We start from the raw sequence: 16,707 nt of genomic DNA, 5'->3' as shown, positions 1-16,707 counted from the left end.
TAAGGTTTTTCATTTTATTGAGTTATGCGGTGTGAAAGGGTATATTTAAGGGAACAGATTTTGTACAGATTACACGGAAGAAAGGTTGATTAGCGTGGAGAAGCCGATCACTCCCCCCAATTTTATTAAGAGTGTCATTGAAGAGGATTTACGTACCGGTAAGGTAAAGGAAGTTGTTACACGATTTCCACCGGAGCCGAACGGATATTTGCACATTGGACATGCCAAAGCCATCTGGATCAATTTCTCGTTGGGAGATGAATTCGGAGGACGCACCAACCTGCGTTTTGACGATACGAATCCGGCGAAGGAAGACACGGAATACGTAAACTCCATTCAGGAGGACGTGAAGTGGCTGGGTTACGAATGGGAGGAGAAACATTTTGCCTCCAACTATTTTGACGAAATGTACAAGCGCGCCGTTTTGCTGATCCAGAAGGGTAAAGCCTACGTGGACGATCAAAGCGCGGATCAAATCCGCGAAACTCGTGGCACACTGACCGAACCGGGGCAAAACAGTCCTTACCGTGAACGTAGCGTGGAGGAAAATTTCAAGCTGTTCGAAGAAATGCGTGCAGGGAAATACCAAAACGGTGAAAAGGTGCTGCGTGCCAAAATTGATATGGCTTCGGGAAACATTAATTTACGTGATCCGGTGATTTACCGTATTTCGCATACCGAGCATCACAACACGGGTGACAAATGGTGCATTTACCCGATGTATTCCTACGCTCATCCGCTAGAGGATGCCATCGAGGGTGTAACGCACTCGCTCTGTTCGCTGGAGTTTGAGGATCAGCGTCCGTTGTACGATTGGGTTGTAGCCGAATGCGAGATGGAAAAGGTACCGCACCAATACGAATTTGGACGGTTGAACCTGGCTCAAACCGTAACCAGCAAGCGTAAGCTCAAGCTTCTGGTAGATGAGAAGCATGTAGACGGCTGGGATGATCCGCGTATGCCAACGATTTCCGGCTTGCGCCGCCGTGGCTATACGCCGGAAGCGATCCGCAGCTTTGTATATGAGACGGGCATTTCCAAAGCCTATGGCGTGATTGACCTGCAAGTGCTGGAGCATTTTGCACGTGAGGACTTGAAGCTACAGGCACCTCGTACAATGGCGGTCATTGATCCGTTGAAGGTGGTCATTACGAACTATCCTGAAGGACAGGTTGAAATGCTGGAAGCGGAAAACAACACGGAAAATCCGGAGCTGGGCATACGCCAAATTCCGTTTTCGCGTGAGATTTATATCGAGCGTGAGGATTTCATGGAGAATCCGCCGAGCAAATACTTCCGCCTGTTCCCAGGCAATGAAGTACGCCTCAAGCATGCTTATTTCATCAAATGTAACGATGTCATTAAAGATGCGGATGGTCATGTAACGGAAATCCATTGTACCTACGATATAGAAACCAAGAGCGGATCCGGCTTTACCGGACGTAAAGTCAAAGGCACAATCCATTGGGTGGAGGCTACTCAGGCCGTTCCTGCTGAATTCCGCCTGTATGAGCCTTTGATTAACGCAGAAGATCCGGAAGCGATTGAAGAGGATGGAACGGAAAAAACCTTCCTCGACCAATTGAATCCAAACTCTCTGGAAATTGCTCACGGCTTTGTCGAGCCGAATATGAAGGAAGCACAATCGCAGGACAAGTTCCAATTTTTCCGTCATGGTTATTTTAGTGTCGATCCGAAGCTTTCCAAGCCGGGTGAGCCTGTGTTCAACCGTGTGGTATCACTGAAAAGCTCTTTCCAATTGCCCAAGCAATAGGTTATTGGAAAGCATGGGACGGATGGCAGCCTCGTGCGATCAAGTCAAAAAGGAGTCTGCCATTGGCAGACTCCTTTACTTTACGCTCACGGGCTCTATATATAATGATAGTTGGCGATACTAGACATCCCTGTCTGTAAGGGGCAAGCAAGAGAAGAAAAGGGTGTTATATTCCTCGGGTGTTGTTAAGGGGCTTCTTCTGCTTGTTTGTGGTCTTCGGCATGACAGGGCTTGTAACCATTCTTGTACAGCATATACCACATGATGGCGAATCCTATAAAGCCGAGCAAGGCAAAGAAGACACCTGCATTGTACATCATTTCGCCACCGAAATTCTGGAACAGCCAGCCTCCTGCAAAGCCTGCTACAATGCCAGATATCCCACTCCACGTCAACGTATATACGGCCTGCCCGGATGAGCGGTAAGCTATCGGTGTGAACAGGACGGTCAACTGGGTGCCTACATAGAAATATCCACCGAAGGTGACGCAATGAAGTGCCTGAATGAATACGATCTGAATCGGGTCCGTGGCCAAGGCCATGAGCTCCCAACGTAAAGCAAACAGCAAACTGACAAGGGCCAGACAGCCGACCATTACTGTCATTTTTTTCTTCAAAAAGCGGTCGAACAGCAAAAAAACAATAATTTCGAATATCGATGACATAAAGACAGCAAAACCCAGCATCAGCTTGGACCCGCCCAGCTCGGTGATATACAGGGACATAAAGGCGCTGTTGATCGAATTCGGAATGGATACCAAGATACCCAACAAAATGAAAGATATAAAGTATCCGTTCATTAAAATGCTGCCAAAGCCACGCAAATGAATGGTTGCCGTTTCAACGCTGCTTTTCAGTGGTGGAATCGCCAGGGTACAGATCAGGGCAGCCAGAAGCAGCACAGTAAAGATGGTGGATATACTGGATATTCCCGTTTGGTCAATGATCAGGCCAGCTACTGCCGCCGTCACAGCCCAGCCGAAGGAACCCCATATGCGGAAGGAGCCGAATTTCCGGTCCGTGCCCTCAATGTAGCTGAGAATGAGACTGTTACTTTGGGCGAACAAAGGACTTTGGAAGAAATAAAAACCGATCATCGACACATAAATCATGACATACGTATGGACATGAAATAAAGCTTGCAGCAGCAGTAATGTACCTGTAATCATAAACAGTAAAATACGCCGAAGGTTACGACTCCGGTCACTGGTATATCCCCAGAAGGGATTCGCGAATACCGATACAAAAGGCCCAATCGCCATCAGGCTCCCGATCTCAAGCTTGTCCATGCCGATCTCTTGAAGATACAACGGGAAGAAGCTGGAGAAAATGACCATGGCTCCATACAGAAAAAAATTGTACAGCTTTAAGGAGTATAGAGGAGTCTCTTGAATTTCTCTATTTTGCAAGGCAAGCCATTCCTTTCTTAGCCCGGTAGAGAATAAAGCATAGGATGCCGATCTATGGGAAGGTTCTCTATCCAATGTATCATGTGTTGAAAGGGTTAACAAACCAATAAATTAACAATTATGTAATATTTATTCGAGGATACTAATTCGATAATAGTTTAAGCAAACTTAATGACTATTGCGTTATTTTGTTGGTTTTTATTTTTGGTGCTCCAAGGGGCGACATGTAGATGAACTGCAGCGTTTGAGTCTATATATTGTTGGTTCAAGCAGATACTTGGTTGGTTACAAAATCCTTATTTAAAAATAGGTTCTTAAGACCTAAAGTTTATACAAAGAATAGCCGATACTTAATCCATAATCAGGGTGATTTAGGATTATTTTTTTCTGATTTAAAATATAATGACGCAGATATTACATAAAACTAGAATACTATTCCCTATGAGGGAATATATGGGTTTATCTGACCTATATCGTTGGTTTTATGAGATATCGGATGGAAAGGAATGAAAAATGGCATCGCAGCATCGTAGAGACAATTCCTTGTACCGCCGTTTTCCTCGGCTTCATCTGCTTCAGGCAGGAGAAGGATATGAGTTGCTGGCTTCTAAAACCAACGAGCCCAACATAGCACTGACTCGTGAGGGGCGATCATATTATTTGCATGATCCTGAGCAGCCTGGGCGGGAAGCAGAGCTATTTGTTTTCGATTTTAAAGAAGTTAAACCTCAAGCGCACGTGATTTTTTTTGGAGTAGGACTAGGGTATCATATCCGCAAATTTTTGCGTAGACACCCAAATACCAGCTTCTCCATCGTCGAGCCGGATACTGGTGTGATGAATATTTTTTTGCAGCACCTGAATGAAAACGACTGGCTGGCTGATGAGATGATCGAAGAAGTTATGGTAGGAGCAATTACTGGGGAGACGCTCGGTACACTGCACAGGTTGATTGATCGTGTATCTGGAGTGCTGGTTGTTCCGTGGCTCCCGTATCGCTCTTTATTTACTGCGGAACTGAAGAAGTTTAATGAAATATTGTACAGGATGGTGTCCAGCAAGAAGGAGAAAATGGCTATCAACCATGTTTATGAGAAAAAGTGGGCACTAAACAGTATGCATAATATCCCCTTTATTTTACATAGTTCGGATTTTCTGTACACGGGATCAGAGCATATTGCAGGCAAGCCAGCCTTAATAATATCAGCTGGTCCTTCCCTTAACGACGAAATTGAGCACCTGCGCTACATTCGGGAGAATAATCTTGCGTACCTGTTTACGGTAGGGTCGGCAGTGAACACGATGGTGGAGCATGGCATATACCCGCATGGCACGTTCAGTTATGATCCGAACGAATACAACGTAAATGTCATTCAAAAGGTGATCGACAAGGGAATTGATTCTATTCCACTCATTTTCGGCAGTACGGTCGGCAAACACACACTCGATGATTATCCAGGTCGTTTTATGCATGTCATCATCTCTCAGGATGAGCTCTCCATGCACATATTGCGCACACCGGAGGGACATAAACCGACGATTATTAACGATGCTCCTTCTGTAGCGGTCATTGCACTCCAATGTATGATCCGGATGAAAGCAGACCCTATTGTGCTGGTGGGGCAAAATTTAGCTTATCGTGATGAACAATATTATGCTGAGGGGATTACTCATGCCCAAGGTGTTCCAGCTAGTGCGGATTTGCCGCGTGTACAGGGCGTTCATGGCCAGCAGGTGGTTACACGACATTCTTTTATCAAAATGAAAACAGAGATGGAATTTTACATCAGTACAGCGAAGGGAACTGAATTTATTAACACAACGCGTGAAGGCGCTGCTATCAAGGGAACATCTTTTCAGAACTTGGAAGAGGTAATCCAGACGCGGTTAAAAGGTCCGATTGAGGATTCGTGGCTGCAAACCAGCAGTAATTCGGAATACGATCTCTTGTATCTGAGGTCACGCATTGAAGAGCTTCAGCGGGCTGAAGAGGCCTTTCAAGCAATTATGGAACAGATTCACCACGCTCTGCTCGATATCAAACATAAGCTTAGTCTGAAGCAGTTCAATATGCTAAACGTGTCCTTTGGGCAGTTTGATAACTTGTTTACCTCATTAATAGGCAATTGTTTTTTCAAAATATATGTTTTGCCTCGCCAGCGTATGCGGTATGAGTTTTTGTACAGTAAAATGGACGCCATTCGGAGCAGTAGGAATTCTCAGATCAGAGGGGAGCAAATTCTGCTGTACTTCGGGGATTTCATATGGAAATGTCAGCAAGATTATATGGAAATTAAGAGTGAGATCCATGAATTTCACTGTTCCATTCACACCCAAATAAAAGGAGTACGTATATGAGCAAGAAAAAAGAAATAAGAATCATGTAAATCGAATGATTAAGGCAAGTGTACTGACAACACAGGTACTCAACCTGGCAAACCCTTATATTTCAGCGGCGTTTGCATCAGAGAGTGTAAGCAACAACGCGACGGAGAATGTATCCGTTTCTGACGGGTTCGTCCAAGAAGCTTCTTCATCCAGCGTGGTTTCATCGGTCTATATGAAGGCGCAAATAGACGAGCCCCCATACTATACATGGCTTTCACCTCAGGCAAGCGGCGTTTCTTTTTATGAAAATCTGTTTATGGCATTCAGTGAAGAGGTGCAACTGGGAGCAGGCCATCTGGTGGTGCATCGGCAGGATGGGAGCGAAGTGGGAAGAATAAACGTAAGCGGAGGAACGGTTACAGGGGGAGATATACGTTTCAGTGGCCAAAGTGTGGTGATGAAACTGGATCACCTGCTGACGGATAGTACAGACTACTATGTAGAGGTCAGCTCGGGGATGTTTGTAGACCGTGCAGGCCAGGGAAACAATGCAATTTGGGACAAGAACACGTGGAGCTTCCGGACAGCAGACGCCACAGCGCCGAAGCTGGTAAGGAAAGTATCACCGGAAGGTTCAGAGCTAAGTGGATCGAGCCCAGTTGCAGGCTTTATGATGGAGTTTAATGAGCCGATGAAGTGGGGCCAGGGGTATGTAAGGCTGCACGAAGCCTTGGGAGGAACCGTGGTACGAGAGCTGCGGATAACCGGAGCCGGGAATTCGAATTTTATGCTAAAAGGCGAGGAAAATATAGCGTACATTGAGCTATCAGGTGAACTGGAGGAAGGAAAGTCGTATTATCTGGAAATCACCTCGGGAGCGCTGACGGATTTGGCGATGAACCCGTATGTGGGGATGCATACACCGGAGGATTGGACGTTCCGCGTACGAGATGAGCGCCCATATTCTATCTATACATATCCCCGTGAATATGCACATACGCTCACGCCGGATTTGGGAATAGCCTTTAGCGAAGAAATGCAACTGGGCACAGGCCGTCTTGTCATGCATCGGCAGGATGGGAGCGAAGTGGGAAGAATAAACGTAAGCGGAGGAACGGTTACAGGGGGAGATATACGTTTCAGTGGCCAAAGTGTGGTGATGAAACTGGATCACCCGCTGACGGATAGTACGGACTACTATGTAGAGGTTAGCTCGGGGATGTTTGTGGACCGTGCAGGCCAGGGAAACAATGCAATTTGGGACAAGAACACGTGGAGCTTCCGGACAGCAGACGTCACAGCGCCGAAGCTGGTAAGGAAAGTATCACCGGAAGGTTCAGAGCTAAGTGGATCGGGCCCAGTTGCAGGCTTTATGATGGAGTTTAATGAGCCGATGAAGTGGGGCCAGGGGTATGTAAGGCTGCACGAAGCCTTGGGAGGAACCGTGGTACGAGAGCTGCGGATAACCGGAGCCGGGAATTCGAATTTTATGCTAAAAGGCGAGGAAAATATAGCGTACATTGAGCTATCAGGTGAACTGGAGGAAGGAAAGTCGTATTATCTGGAAATCACCTCGGGAGCGCTGACGGATTTGGCGATGAACCCGTATGTGGGGATGCATACACCGGAGGATTGGACGTTCCGCGTACGAGATGAGCGCCCATATTCTATCTATACATATCCCCGTGAATATGCACATACGCTCACGCCGGATTTGGGAATAGCCTTTAGCGAAGAAATGCAACTGGGCACAGGCCGTCTTGTCATGCATCGGCAGGATGGGAGCGAAGTGGGAAGAATAAACGTAAGCGGAGGAACGGTTACAGGGGGAGATATACGTTTCAGTGGCCAAAGTGTGGTGATGAAACTGGATCACCTGCTGACGGATAGTACAGACTACTATGTAGAGGTCAGCTCGGGGATGTTTGTAGACCGTGCAGGCCAGGGAAACAATGCAATTTGGGACAAGAACACGTGGAGCTTCCGGACAGCAGACGTCACAGCGCCGAAGCTGGTAAGGAAAGTATCACCGGAAGGTTCAGAGCTAAGTGGATCGAGCCCAGTTGCAGGCTTTATGATGGAGTTTAATGAGCCGATGAAGTGGGGCCAGGGGTATGTAAGGCTGCACGAAGCCTTGGGAGGAACCGTGGTACGAGAGCTGCGGATAACCGGAGCCGGGAATTCGAATTTTATGCTAAAAGGCGAGGAAAATATAGCGTACATTGAGCTATCAGGTGAACTGGAGGAAGGAAAGTCCTACTATCTGGAAATTACCTCAGGAGCGCTGACGGATTTGGCGATGAACCCGTATGTGGGGATGCATACACCGGAGGATTGGACGTTCCGCGTACGAGATGAGCGCCCACGTCGTTCTAAGGATAAAGAAACGTCTGATCAGGATACTTCGTCTGCTGCTTCCCCAACAGAGAACAAGACTGGTGTTGTAATAGCAGACGCTAAGACAGCATCCGATAAGAGCAGTACTATTCAACTTATCGGTTTGAATGATGGAGACGCGGGTCAAGCTCTAAATGTTACAAATGTTGACCAGAAAGAACTGGTGGTGGATGCTTCTGGCTATAGTGAAGCAGCAAAAGTGAGTATACCTTCCGCCTTTTTACAACAATACGCGAAAGAAAACACAAATCTGCCGATTAGCATACGAACAGCAGCAGCCCAGTTTACTCTTTCTACTGAACTGATCGACAAATTAGTCGCATTATATCCAGAAGATAGTCTGACAGTTGAAATTTCGTCTTTGACAGGCGAAAACGGTGCACAAGTAAGACAAGCTATTGCTGACACGGGTTTAGCAGGTGTTGTGGTAAACCCGGTTGATTTCAAGCTTATGGCCGGAAATCAAGAGATCACTGAATTTTTCGGGCACTACGTGGAACGGAAGTTAATTCTGGATCATGAAGTTGATCCTGAGCACGTAGCGGCCGTATGGTTCGATCCTAAAACAGGCGCGTTATCGTCAGTTCCCGTGTTGATTCGGAATGTGAATGGCCAAACAGAGGCAATCATCAAATCAAATCATAACAGTATTTATGCTGTAGTATCAGCAGACAAAAAGTTTAAGGATCTGGAGAATCATTGGGCGCAAAAAGATGTGGAGATGTTAGCAAACAAGCTGATTGTCAAAGGTGTCCAGCCTGATATTTTTGAGCCGAATCGAGCTGTAACAAGAGCTGAATTTGTGGCATTGCTTGTGCGTGGGCTCGGTATGCAGGAAAAGCCGTTAACGGAACATTTTACGGATGTGAAAGAAAACGCCTGGTATGCTGGTAGTGTGGGAGCTGCAATGGAAGCCGGCCTGATCCGTGGTTACGGGAATCGGTCATTTGGACCAGAAAAATTGATTACCCGTGAGGAGATCGTGGTTATTACCGAAAAGGCAGCACATTATGCCCAAATTCTGAATGCTGGCCCTGCTAGTGAGAAATATAAAGAGATATACAGCGATGCATCCGCTGTTTCTCCTTGGGCTCAAGAGGCTATGGCGAAGGCTACAGAGCAAGGCTTAATTAAAGGCGTCTCCCCCGGCTTGCTTGCCCCTAAACAGCAGGCGACCCGGGTGGAAGCGACTTCCATACTGAAACGGTTTTTGCAACTCATTAAATTCACGAATTAAAAAGCAATGAACTAGATGAAGAGATAAAGAGGTACTTTCTATTTTCAGGCGATCCAGATGGATCGCCATTTTTTATTCTTTATCTGGATGCTATGATTAGAGCTGTCCCTTTTTTTGAAATCCACTTATATAACAGGAAATCCTCGAAGTGATGGCTCTATTCTGTAATCATTCATAATTAATGATAGAATTTATCTGGGAAAAGGAGGTTTAATGGTGATGGTGGAGGTGACTGGAATTATCGTAGCAGGCGGACGATCTAGCAGAATGGGACAGGATAAAGCGATGCTCCAGCTTGGGGGAGTTACAGTACTGGAGAGAATATCTGCTGTGCTAGGGCAAGTAGCGCAACGAGTTATCGTCGTGGCCCGAGATACGCAGCAGTATAGACGGTTTGGTCTGGAAACGACGACAGACCTGTATCCTGGCTTGGGGCCTTTGAGCGGCATCCATGCGGGGCTTTCTGCTTCCAACACGGAGTGGGGGATTGTCGTCGCCTGTGATATGCCCTTCGTGCAGCCAGAGGTACTACGTGCCTTGATTGCCCATACAACGGACTGGGCAGCGGTGCAAAAGACAACCAGTGACCAAAGGAAACAAGAAGCGGAAGGGGAGCAAGCACTGATGGGTGGAAATGGCTTGTTGAACCGGGCAACGGAATCAGCATTACAAGCGGTAATCACTTCTGTGGATGGGCGTATACATCCGTTGCTGGGCATGTATCATCGAAGTGTGCTGCCGTCCGCCGAGCATTGTCTGCGCAATGGTCGTCTGCGTCTGATTGGCTGGCTGGATCTCCTGAACGTTCGTTATGCGACAGCGGATGATGGGCCGGGAGCGAGCTTAGAAATGTGGCAGCAAGCCGTCTTCAATATGAACAACCCTCAGGATTATCAGCTTACAGTAAATCGTTTGGAGCACATGCAAGATTTACCGGATGTGCAGAAAACTCAGAAAATACAGAGCGATAATCACATCAAGGACAGGAAGGAAATATCGAAAGATGAGAGAGAAGGTAGGTAATGATTTTTGGGGGAGTACATAACATGCTAGAAGCTGTTATCCATGCCGTTTTATTGGCATTGGGGCTGATTTTGCCTTTGGGAGTGCAAAATGTATTTGTGTTTAATCAGGGGGCGTCACAGTCGCGGTTTCGCAATGCACTGCCTGCCGTTATTACGGCGGGAGTCTGTGACACGGTCCTGATTGGGCTCGCAGTTGGGGGGCGTCTCCCTTATTTTGCAGCGTTTTCTGTGGCTTACGAATGCGCTTTATGCAGCAGGCTGTCTATTTCTGCTTTATATGGCCTGGACCCTGTGGAAATCGAAGGCGGCTTCCTCGGGAGAAAGCCAGCCTATGCCGCCGAAGCGGCAGATGATTTTTGCTGCTTCAGTATCCTTACTGAATCCTCATGCCATTCTGGATACCGTCGGCGTGATTGGAACCAGCTCCCTCCAATATGATGGTGGGGAACGCTGGGCTTTCGGACTGGCCGCCGTGTCGGTATCGTGGATATGGTTTATTGGTTTGGCGACGGCCGGACGTCTTGTAGGACGTATGGATTCAGAAGGAAGATTCGGCATCATGCTCAATAAAATATCGGCCTTGATTATTTTAGGCTTGGCTATTTATATGGCGGTAAATTTTATGAACAGTATGTGATCCAAACCTTGTTACAAGAAAAACTTCAGTAACGCGAATACCCCGCTCAAAGCGAAGGGAATACCGATCAGAAACAGCATAAAGGCAAGGCAGCCTGCACCATTTACACCGCCTGCAATTAGGGCATCACGAGGGTTCGCTGGATTGTATAATACGTTAATCTTTCTGCCAACCCTGTTGAAGCTCAGATTGGTGCTATAAGGATTCCAGAATTCTACGACTTCACCTGAAGTGGTGTAGAAGCGTACCTTCAATCGGCGGGTGTAACTGGTATCTACCGGATCATCACGGTCAAAGGGAACGATATCAACGTCTACCTCGATATGCGCATCCACGATTTGCCCCTTGGTACGAACCCAATGGCGTTTGCGGTAGCGATGGCGGCGGATGGTCCTGAATCCAAAATAGATGAGTACTAGTCCAAGCAAGCAGAAGAACGGCATCAGCAGCTCAGAGCTAAAATGAAACCAATATACATTGAAATCAATTGAAATGATAATCTACTCCTTTGCATAGTTTAATATTAAATATAATTTCGTGACCATCCATGTTGGTGAAAAAGGTAGCTTATCAATATATCGGTCCATTATTAAAATCGTTTTAATTCTTCCGGATTGGTCATAGATCAGGGTTAAGTGAAATATGAAAAAGCCCACTTCCTGGAGAAGCGGACTTTTCAGTAAATTTGAAATCATGAGCTTATAACGATGCTGACTATTTTTTGCTGGACAAGGACATATCAAAATCTACATCCTCGATAAATTCGATGACCTCGCCATTGGGGCTGTAGATCACAGCATTTTTTACCACCAGAGGGGGCTCACCAAGCGTGAGCTGATCCGGTTCTACAAAGGTTCTTGCTCCATGAGCAAGGGCTTTTTGGTATATTTCGTTTACATTATCCACGTAAAATGCGAAGTGCAGCAAAGCACCGTGGGCAATTTCATCCTCCGAGGAAGCTTTTTTTCCTTGAGCGGGAATGACTGCATCGTTATCAAAAATTTCAAGACAGGTCCTTTGATCAGGTGAAATGAGCATGGAAGCTTCCCGAATTTGAAAGGACGGCAGACTCCAATGATGTCCTCTTTTAAAACCCAACACCTCCGTATAAAATGCAATGGTTGCTTGATAATCCTGGGCTTGGATCGCCACATGTGCAAGACCCTTCACGCTCATTCAAAATCTCCCCTTATAAATAAGTTCACCTTATTATATGGATAATAATAAGGTTCATATATATGAAAAGTGAGGATTTTAGCCTATATTAGTTATTAAATAAAAGTTAATTCGTACAAAAAACATTACTTTTTAAGATCGAAGCAGGAGGTGCTTGATATGCATCATCACATAGACGATATTGATTACAAAATTATGCAGTTGCTTCAGCATGACGCCCGGATATCTATTTCCCAGATCAGTAAAGAAATCTCGATGTCTCAACCGTCCGTTAAAGAAAGAATTATCAAGCTGGAGGATCGAGGGATTATTTCCGGTTATAGCACCGTATTTAATTTACGTGAACTGAATCGGGGAACGACCACTTTTATTCTATTAAAGACAGAGCATTGCCAAGAGCTGGTTGATTTTTGTAGAGAAGTGAAGGAGGTCACCGATTTATTTCGCATCAGCGGGGAATTTAATTATCTCATCAAGTTACAAACTGCGTCGGTAGAGGAAATTGCAGAGTTTCAGGATTCACTGGTGAAATTAGGCCCTTCGAAGTCGCATATTTGTATGAAAAATATACTGGAAAACAGAGTTTTGTTGTAAGGCAGTTGGAGAACAGGACATTCAGAGCATCCAATATTCGGAATATCGAATAAAAGAATGTTTGGATTGGATGAAAAAAAGTGACGCTGATTACAACAGCGTCACTGTAATACCCTGCTCCAGACGTTGCACGTCCTGGAGCTCGATCTTTCCGGCCATGGCGTGCAAAGCCGCCGCCGTGCCGCAGGCCGCTCCCCGCCGTAGCATGGCCGGGAGCTCCAGCCCCGCCACCGCGCCGGTGACCAGCCCGGCGACCATGGCGTCACCGCTGCCGAGCGCGCTGACAATGTCCGCGTCCGGCAGGCTCACGCGGTAGCGCGCATCACGCGTCACCGCCAGCGCTCCGCGCGCGCCGAGCGAGATGACGGCCAGCTGCGCTCCGGCCTCAAGCAGCTGCGCTGCCGCCGCTTCAGCGGCACCCGGGCGCGCTGCGTCGATGCCGGCGAAGCGGGCGGCCTCGTCCTCGTTAGGCTTCACGAGGTCGGGCCTGCCGCGTAGCCCCAGGCGCAAGGCCTCGCCGCTCGCGTCCAGCGCCACTCGCGCACCGCGCGCCTTCGCCAGCGTGCACAGCTCGGCGTACAGATCCGGCGGGCAGCCCCGAGGCAGGCTACCCGAGAACACGACCCAAGCCGAGTCCGCGGCAAGGGTCGTGATTTTGCGCCGCAGCGCGGACAGCTCAGACGGCCCGATAGTCGGGCCGCTTTCGATCAGCTCGGTCTGCGTGCGCGTGGACGGGTCGAGCACGGTAATGGCGAGACGGGTTTCCCCGTGCGCCGTTTCGATGAAATCGGCGCTTACGCCTTCCGAGCTCAAACCGTCGATGAGCAGCCGCCCAGTGTGTCCGGCGGCAAACCCGGTCGCCCGCACAGGCTCGCCCAGCGTGCGAATGACACGGGCGGCATTGACGCCTTTGCCGCCCGGCACCGTCAGGCCGCCCTCGATCCGGTGGACGGCATTCAGACCGAAGCCTGCAACCGTGTAGATTTTATCTACAGCCGGGTTAAGCGTTACGGTGGTAATCACAAGGTATCACTCCTTTAAGAAATTAGCTTTAAACCCAGTGCTGCGGCAAGAATCATAGCGATGAACAGGACACGCAATACGCTTTTTTGTTCACCGTACAAGAACATGCCCGTAATCGTGCTGCCGACCGTTCCGATGCCTGTCCATACCGCGTAGGAAGTTCCCATGGGTAAACTCTTCATGGCGTAGCTGAGCAGCGAGAAGCTAATGACAAAAGATAGAACCATGAGCATGAGTGCTTTCCAGCCCTTGCCAACCGTAACTCCTTTCATGCCAATGACTCCAAACACTTCCGAGCATCCCGCGATAACCAATGCAATCCAAGCCATTATGCGCCACTCCCTTCCTGAGCATCCCGGTCAGTAACCAATTTCAGGCCTACGACACCTGCCAGCAAAAGCGCGATCAACAGCGTTTTGGACCATTGAAACGGTTCCCCGAACAGCAGCATTTCACCTACAACGGTTCCGCCTGTTCCTAGTCCGGTAAATACAGCGTATACCGTGCCTACGGGCAAACGGCTGGCCGCTTTTATGATCAAATAAAAGCTGGCTATTATAGCCAGCACGGTTGCAATCCAGGCGAGTGCAGAATCTGCGTGCTTCAGACCCGAGACCCATACGACCTCAATAAGGCCACCTATAAAAACATAAATCCAGCTGCGATTCATGATGAGCGTTCCCCTTTAAATATAGAATAGTTGTAAATTAATCACTCGTTATGTTCTTGTTCTTCACGCTTCATGAGGCGGGGTTAACGTAATCCCGCGCCAAAAAATAGGCCATGCAGCTTTCAATCTTCGGTGGTAGTTGAGGCTACCACTATAGAGCAGTTCCACCATGATTCCGTCCAGCAGTGTTATGAAGGATAGAGCCACATCCACTGGCTCCATATGTCCAAAGGGCTCCCTATCTCGTGCATTCCGGAGGATGCGAGTTAATTTTCGCTCCATATTTTCCAGAAAAGGATTAACAATATCCAGAACCTCGGAATACAAAGACACAGGCGGTAAGAAGGAAAAGCGAAGCATAAACTTGGCTGTGTTGTTGCTCTCATATTCCTGTCCCATCCAAAACAGGAAGTCATGCAGCGTATGCTCCAGCGGCTGATCTCTGCGTTCCGAAAAGTATTCAAAAATACGTAAATTCTGCTCTTGAAAAGCGTACCTCGCCACCTGTAGAAACAGATCCTCCTTGCCTTGAAAATGCGCATATATAGAAGGTTTTCGAATACCTACCTCAGCGGCAATATTGCTTAAGGATGCCCCCTCATACCCATTGGCTGCAAATTGGAAAAGAGCGGCTTTTCGAATGTCTTCCATTCCCATCATTCTCACCTACCTAACGTTCGTTAGTTTATTTTTGCACGAAAAAAAGTAAGTGTCAACCCGGCTTTATCCGGTTTTGTTTTGAGTTTTTCTACGGATTCTTTTTTTCTTCATAAATCTTAACAAAAAAGTGGGAAGAAATAAGGTTCTCATGTACAGTATAATGAAGATGTCTATTTTTTAACGATGAATCATCCAGTTCATATATACATTGTCTGTTTCTTGCTGCTTGATGAGGATGCAGTGCATTGGAAATGAGGTAAATTATGAGGCGAAGCTTACTGGCCGTGTTAATTGCGGCTATGGTTTTTGGTATTTATTATTTTGGCTTGTTTAATTCCATCGGCACAAATGAAGGAACCGTTATCAGTATCTTTTCTACCCTGTCGGTTATCTCCATCAGTCTGATTATTTTTTCGGAGAATCGTAATCCTTCCACCACGATGTCCTGGATTTTGCTGCTGGCCTTGCTGCCAGTGGTTGGACTTCCTCTTTATTTTTTGTTTGGGCAAAATGTGTTCAAACGCCGCAAGTATAACAAAAAGGCATTGCGTGACCAGCAGGCTTACGACCGTATTGAGAAGGATGCCATGCACGTCAAACGCGATCTGACCTGCTTTACAGATGAGCAGCAGCAGTTGATGCGTTTGGCACGCAGGCTGGCCCGTTCCCCGATTTATTTTGCGGCGGAAACCCAAATCTTGAACAACGGAGATGAAACCTTCTCCACACTATTGGCGGAACTACGCAAGGCAGAGCATCATATCCACATGGAATACTACATTTTTCGGTCGGATGATATCGGCACCAGCATTCAGGAAATCTTGATCGAAAAGGCCAAAGCTGGCGTCAAGGTGCGGTTTATGTACGATGCGGTGGGCAGCATTCAGCTGTCGAAGACTTTCTTGAAGGAAATGCGGGATGCGGGGATAGAAGTCGTCGCTTATGGCGGCGCACGGATCTTGTTCTTTTCCAGCCGGGTAAACTACCGTAATCACCGTAAAATTGTGGTTATCGACGGCAATATTGGATTGATCGGCGGTCTGAATGTAGGGGATGAGTACCTCAGCCGCAACAAAGCCTACGGCTTTTGGCGTGACACGCACATGGTCGTAAAGGGCGAGGCTGTGCGGACGCTGCAACTTATATTTTTGCAGGACTGGCTTCATATGACGGGTGAATCGGTGCTGGATAAGGAATATCTGTCCCCCAAAATCGAGCCAATTACGGACGGAGGCGTGCAGATTATTGCCAGCGGCCCGGATAATGAGCGAAGAGTGCTCAAAAATCTGTTCTTCTCCATGATCACATCCGCCCGCAAATCGGTATGGATTGCCACTCCTTACTTTATCCCGGATGAAGATATTTTGACCGCACTGCGGATGGCGGCTCTGTCCGGTTTGGACGTGCGGATTCTGTTTCCTGCGAAACCGGACAAGTGGCTGCCGTTCCTCGCGTCCCATTCGTATTTCCAAACGTTGCTGGAGGTTGGGGTCAAGGTATATGAGTATGAAAAAGGCTTCCTCCATTCCAAACTTCTCATTATTGACGGAGAGGTTGCGACCATCGGGACGGCTAATATGGACATGCGTAGCTTCCACCTGAATTTTGAAGTGAACGCTCTGTTGATCCGAACGCATAGTGTACAGCAGATGGTGGCGGATTACGAGCGGGATTTGCAGTCTGCCAGCCTGATCGTCCGCGAGGAATTTATGAAGAAGCGTCTGTTCAAGCGTTTGATGGAATCACTCGCCCGGCTGCTTTCACCGCTGCTATAGGT

At 47.5% G+C, this 16,707-nt stretch carries 13 protein-coding genes and 1 pseudogene; 7 read left to right on the top strand and 7 right to left on the bottom strand.

What is annotated here, in order from left to right; genetic code table 11:
* The first annotated feature begins 94 nt into the window (after positions 1-94).
* Positions 95-1,774: a glutamine--tRNA ligase/YqeY domain fusion protein gene (locus QMK20_RS24305; protein WP_283653618.1), complete on the top strand. Its 1,680-nt coding sequence runs from the start codon at positions 95-97 to the stop codon at positions 1,772-1,774.
* A gap of 185 nt (positions 1,775-1,959) precedes the next feature.
* Here QMK20_RS24305 and QMK20_RS24300 read toward each other — a convergent pair whose 3' ends face one another.
* A complete protein-coding gene (locus QMK20_RS24300; RefSeq protein ID WP_283653617.1) occupies positions 1,960-3,183 on the bottom strand; it encodes an MFS transporter in 1,224 nt (407 codons plus the stop codon).
* A 513-nt stretch (positions 3,184-3,696) separates the two neighbouring features.
* Here QMK20_RS24300 and QMK20_RS24295 point away from each other — a divergent pair.
* The 4 genes and pseudogenes from QMK20_RS24295 to QMK20_RS24280 all read left to right on the top strand — a co-directional run bounded on the left by QMK20_RS24295 (position 3,697) and on the right by QMK20_RS24280 (position 10,807).
* Positions 3,697-5,541: a motility associated factor glycosyltransferase family protein gene (locus tag QMK20_RS24295; RefSeq protein ID WP_283653616.1), complete on the top strand. Its 1,845-nt coding sequence runs from the start codon at positions 3,697-3,699 to the stop codon at positions 5,539-5,541.
* Between the two features lie 34 nt (positions 5,542-5,575).
* Positions 5,576-9,145, top strand: coding sequence for an Ig-like domain-containing protein (locus QMK20_RS24290; RefSeq protein WP_283653615.1), 3,570 nt, complete (start codon positions 5,576-5,578; stop codon positions 9,143-9,145).
* A gap of 219 nt (positions 9,146-9,364) precedes the next feature.
* Complete coding sequence (gene mobA / locus QMK20_RS24285; protein WP_283653614.1) at positions 9,365-10,168, top strand: molybdenum cofactor guanylyltransferase; 804 nt, start codon at positions 9,365-9,367, stop codon at positions 10,166-10,168.
* Between the two features lie 23 nt (positions 10,169-10,191).
* Positions 10,192-10,807, top strand: a pseudogene (locus tag QMK20_RS24280) (LysE/ArgO family amino acid transporter).
* An 11-nt stretch (positions 10,808-10,818) separates the two neighbouring features.
* Here QMK20_RS24280 and QMK20_RS24275 read toward each other — a convergent pair.
* Positions 10,819-11,250 carry a DUF3592 domain-containing protein gene (locus QMK20_RS24275; protein WP_349361880.1) on the bottom strand — a complete coding sequence of 144 codons (432 nt, stop codon included), beginning with the start codon at positions 11,248-11,250 and terminating at the stop codon, positions 10,819-10,821.
* A 271-nt stretch (positions 11,251-11,521) separates the two neighbouring features.
* A complete protein-coding gene (locus tag QMK20_RS24270) occupies positions 11,522-11,983 on the bottom strand; it encodes a VOC family protein (RefSeq protein WP_283653612.1) in 462 nt (153 codons plus the stop codon).
* Positions 11,984-12,142: 159 nt separating this feature from the next.
* On the opposite strand from QMK20_RS24270, the gene QMK20_RS24265 reads away from it, so the two are divergent.
* Positions 12,143-12,577, top strand: coding sequence for an Lrp/AsnC family transcriptional regulator (locus tag QMK20_RS24265; protein ID WP_283653611.1), 435 nt, complete (start codon positions 12,143-12,145; stop codon positions 12,575-12,577).
* 90 nt (positions 12,578-12,667) lie between these two features.
* Here QMK20_RS24265 and QMK20_RS24260 read toward each other — a convergent pair whose 3' ends face one another.
* From QMK20_RS24260 to QMK20_RS24245, 4 genes are all read right to left on the bottom strand, one after another.
* Complete coding sequence (locus QMK20_RS24260) at positions 12,668-13,600, bottom strand: 1-phosphofructokinase family hexose kinase (protein ID WP_283653610.1); 933 nt, start codon at positions 13,598-13,600, stop codon at positions 12,668-12,670.
* Positions 13,601-13,614: 14 nt separating this feature from the next.
* Entirely contained in the window at positions 13,615-13,929 is a 315-nt protein-coding gene (locus QMK20_RS24255; RefSeq protein WP_283653609.1) for a DMT family transporter, read from the bottom strand.
* The gene (locus QMK20_RS24250) at positions 13,929-14,270 is read right to left on the bottom strand and encodes a DMT family transporter (protein WP_283653608.1); all 342 of its coding nucleotides are present in this window, start codon (positions 14,268-14,270) and stop codon (positions 13,929-13,931) included. Before QMK20_RS24250 ends, QMK20_RS24255 begins: the two co-directional genes overlap by 1 nt.
* 63 nt (positions 14,271-14,333) lie before the next feature.
* Positions 14,334-14,927 (bottom strand): TetR/AcrR family transcriptional regulator, encoded by a 594-nt coding sequence (locus QMK20_RS24245; RefSeq protein WP_349362263.1) that lies wholly within the window; start codon positions 14,925-14,927, stop codon positions 14,334-14,336.
* 266 nt (positions 14,928-15,193) lie between these two features.
* Here QMK20_RS24245 and cls point away from each other — a divergent pair, with 266 nt between their 5' ends.
* The gene (cls, locus tag QMK20_RS24240; protein ID WP_283653606.1) at positions 15,194-16,705 is read left to right on the top strand and encodes a cardiolipin synthase; all 1,512 of its coding nucleotides are present in this window, start codon (positions 15,194-15,196) and stop codon (positions 16,703-16,705) included.
* Positions 16,706-16,707: the final 2 nt, after the last annotated feature.

Source organism: Paenibacillus sp. RC334 (assembly GCF_030034735.1).
GTDB lineage: Bacteria > Bacillota > Bacilli > Paenibacillales > Paenibacillaceae > Paenibacillus > Paenibacillus terrae_A.
The sequence above is the reverse complement of the archived record's forward strand: the minus strand, read 5'-3'. Positions and strand labels throughout refer to the sequence as shown.

Bases quoted from the DNA above. Each gene is read 5' to 3' on its own strand.
- QMK20_RS24270 (WP_283653612.1), bottom strand. From the start codon at position 11,983: ATGAGCGTGAAGGGTCTTGCACATGTGGCGATCCAAGCCCAGGATTAT.
- QMK20_RS24290 (WP_283653615.1), top strand. From the start codon at position 5,576: ATGATTAAGGCAAGTGTACTGACAACACAGGTACTCAACCTGGCAAAC.
- mobA (WP_283653614.1), top strand. From the start codon at position 9,365: ATGGTGGAGGTGACTGGAATTATCGTAGCAGGCGGACGATCTAGCAGA.
- QMK20_RS24265 (WP_283653611.1), top strand. From the start codon at position 12,143: ATGCATCATCACATAGACGATATTGATTACAAAATTATGCAGTTGCTT.
- QMK20_RS24255 (WP_283653609.1), bottom strand. From the start codon at position 13,929: ATGGCTTGGATTGCATTGGTTATCGCGGGATGCTCGGAAGTGTTTGGA.
- QMK20_RS24250 (WP_283653608.1), bottom strand. From the start codon at position 14,270: ATGAATCGCAGCTGGATTTATGTTTTTATAGGTGGCCTTATTGAGGTC.
- QMK20_RS24295 (WP_283653616.1), top strand. From the start codon at position 3,697: ATGGCATCGCAGCATCGTAGAGACAATTCCTTGTACCGCCGTTTTCCT.
- cls (WP_283653606.1), top strand. From the start codon at position 15,194: ATGAGGCGAAGCTTACTGGCCGTGTTAATTGCGGCTATGGTTTTTGGT.
- QMK20_RS24245 (WP_349362263.1), bottom strand. From the start codon at position 14,927: ATGGGAATGGAAGACATTCGAAAAGCCGCTCTTTTCCAATTTGCAGCC.
- QMK20_RS24275 (WP_349361880.1), bottom strand. From the start codon at position 11,250: ATGCCGTTCTTCTGCTTGCTTGGACTAGTACTCATCTATTTTGGATTC.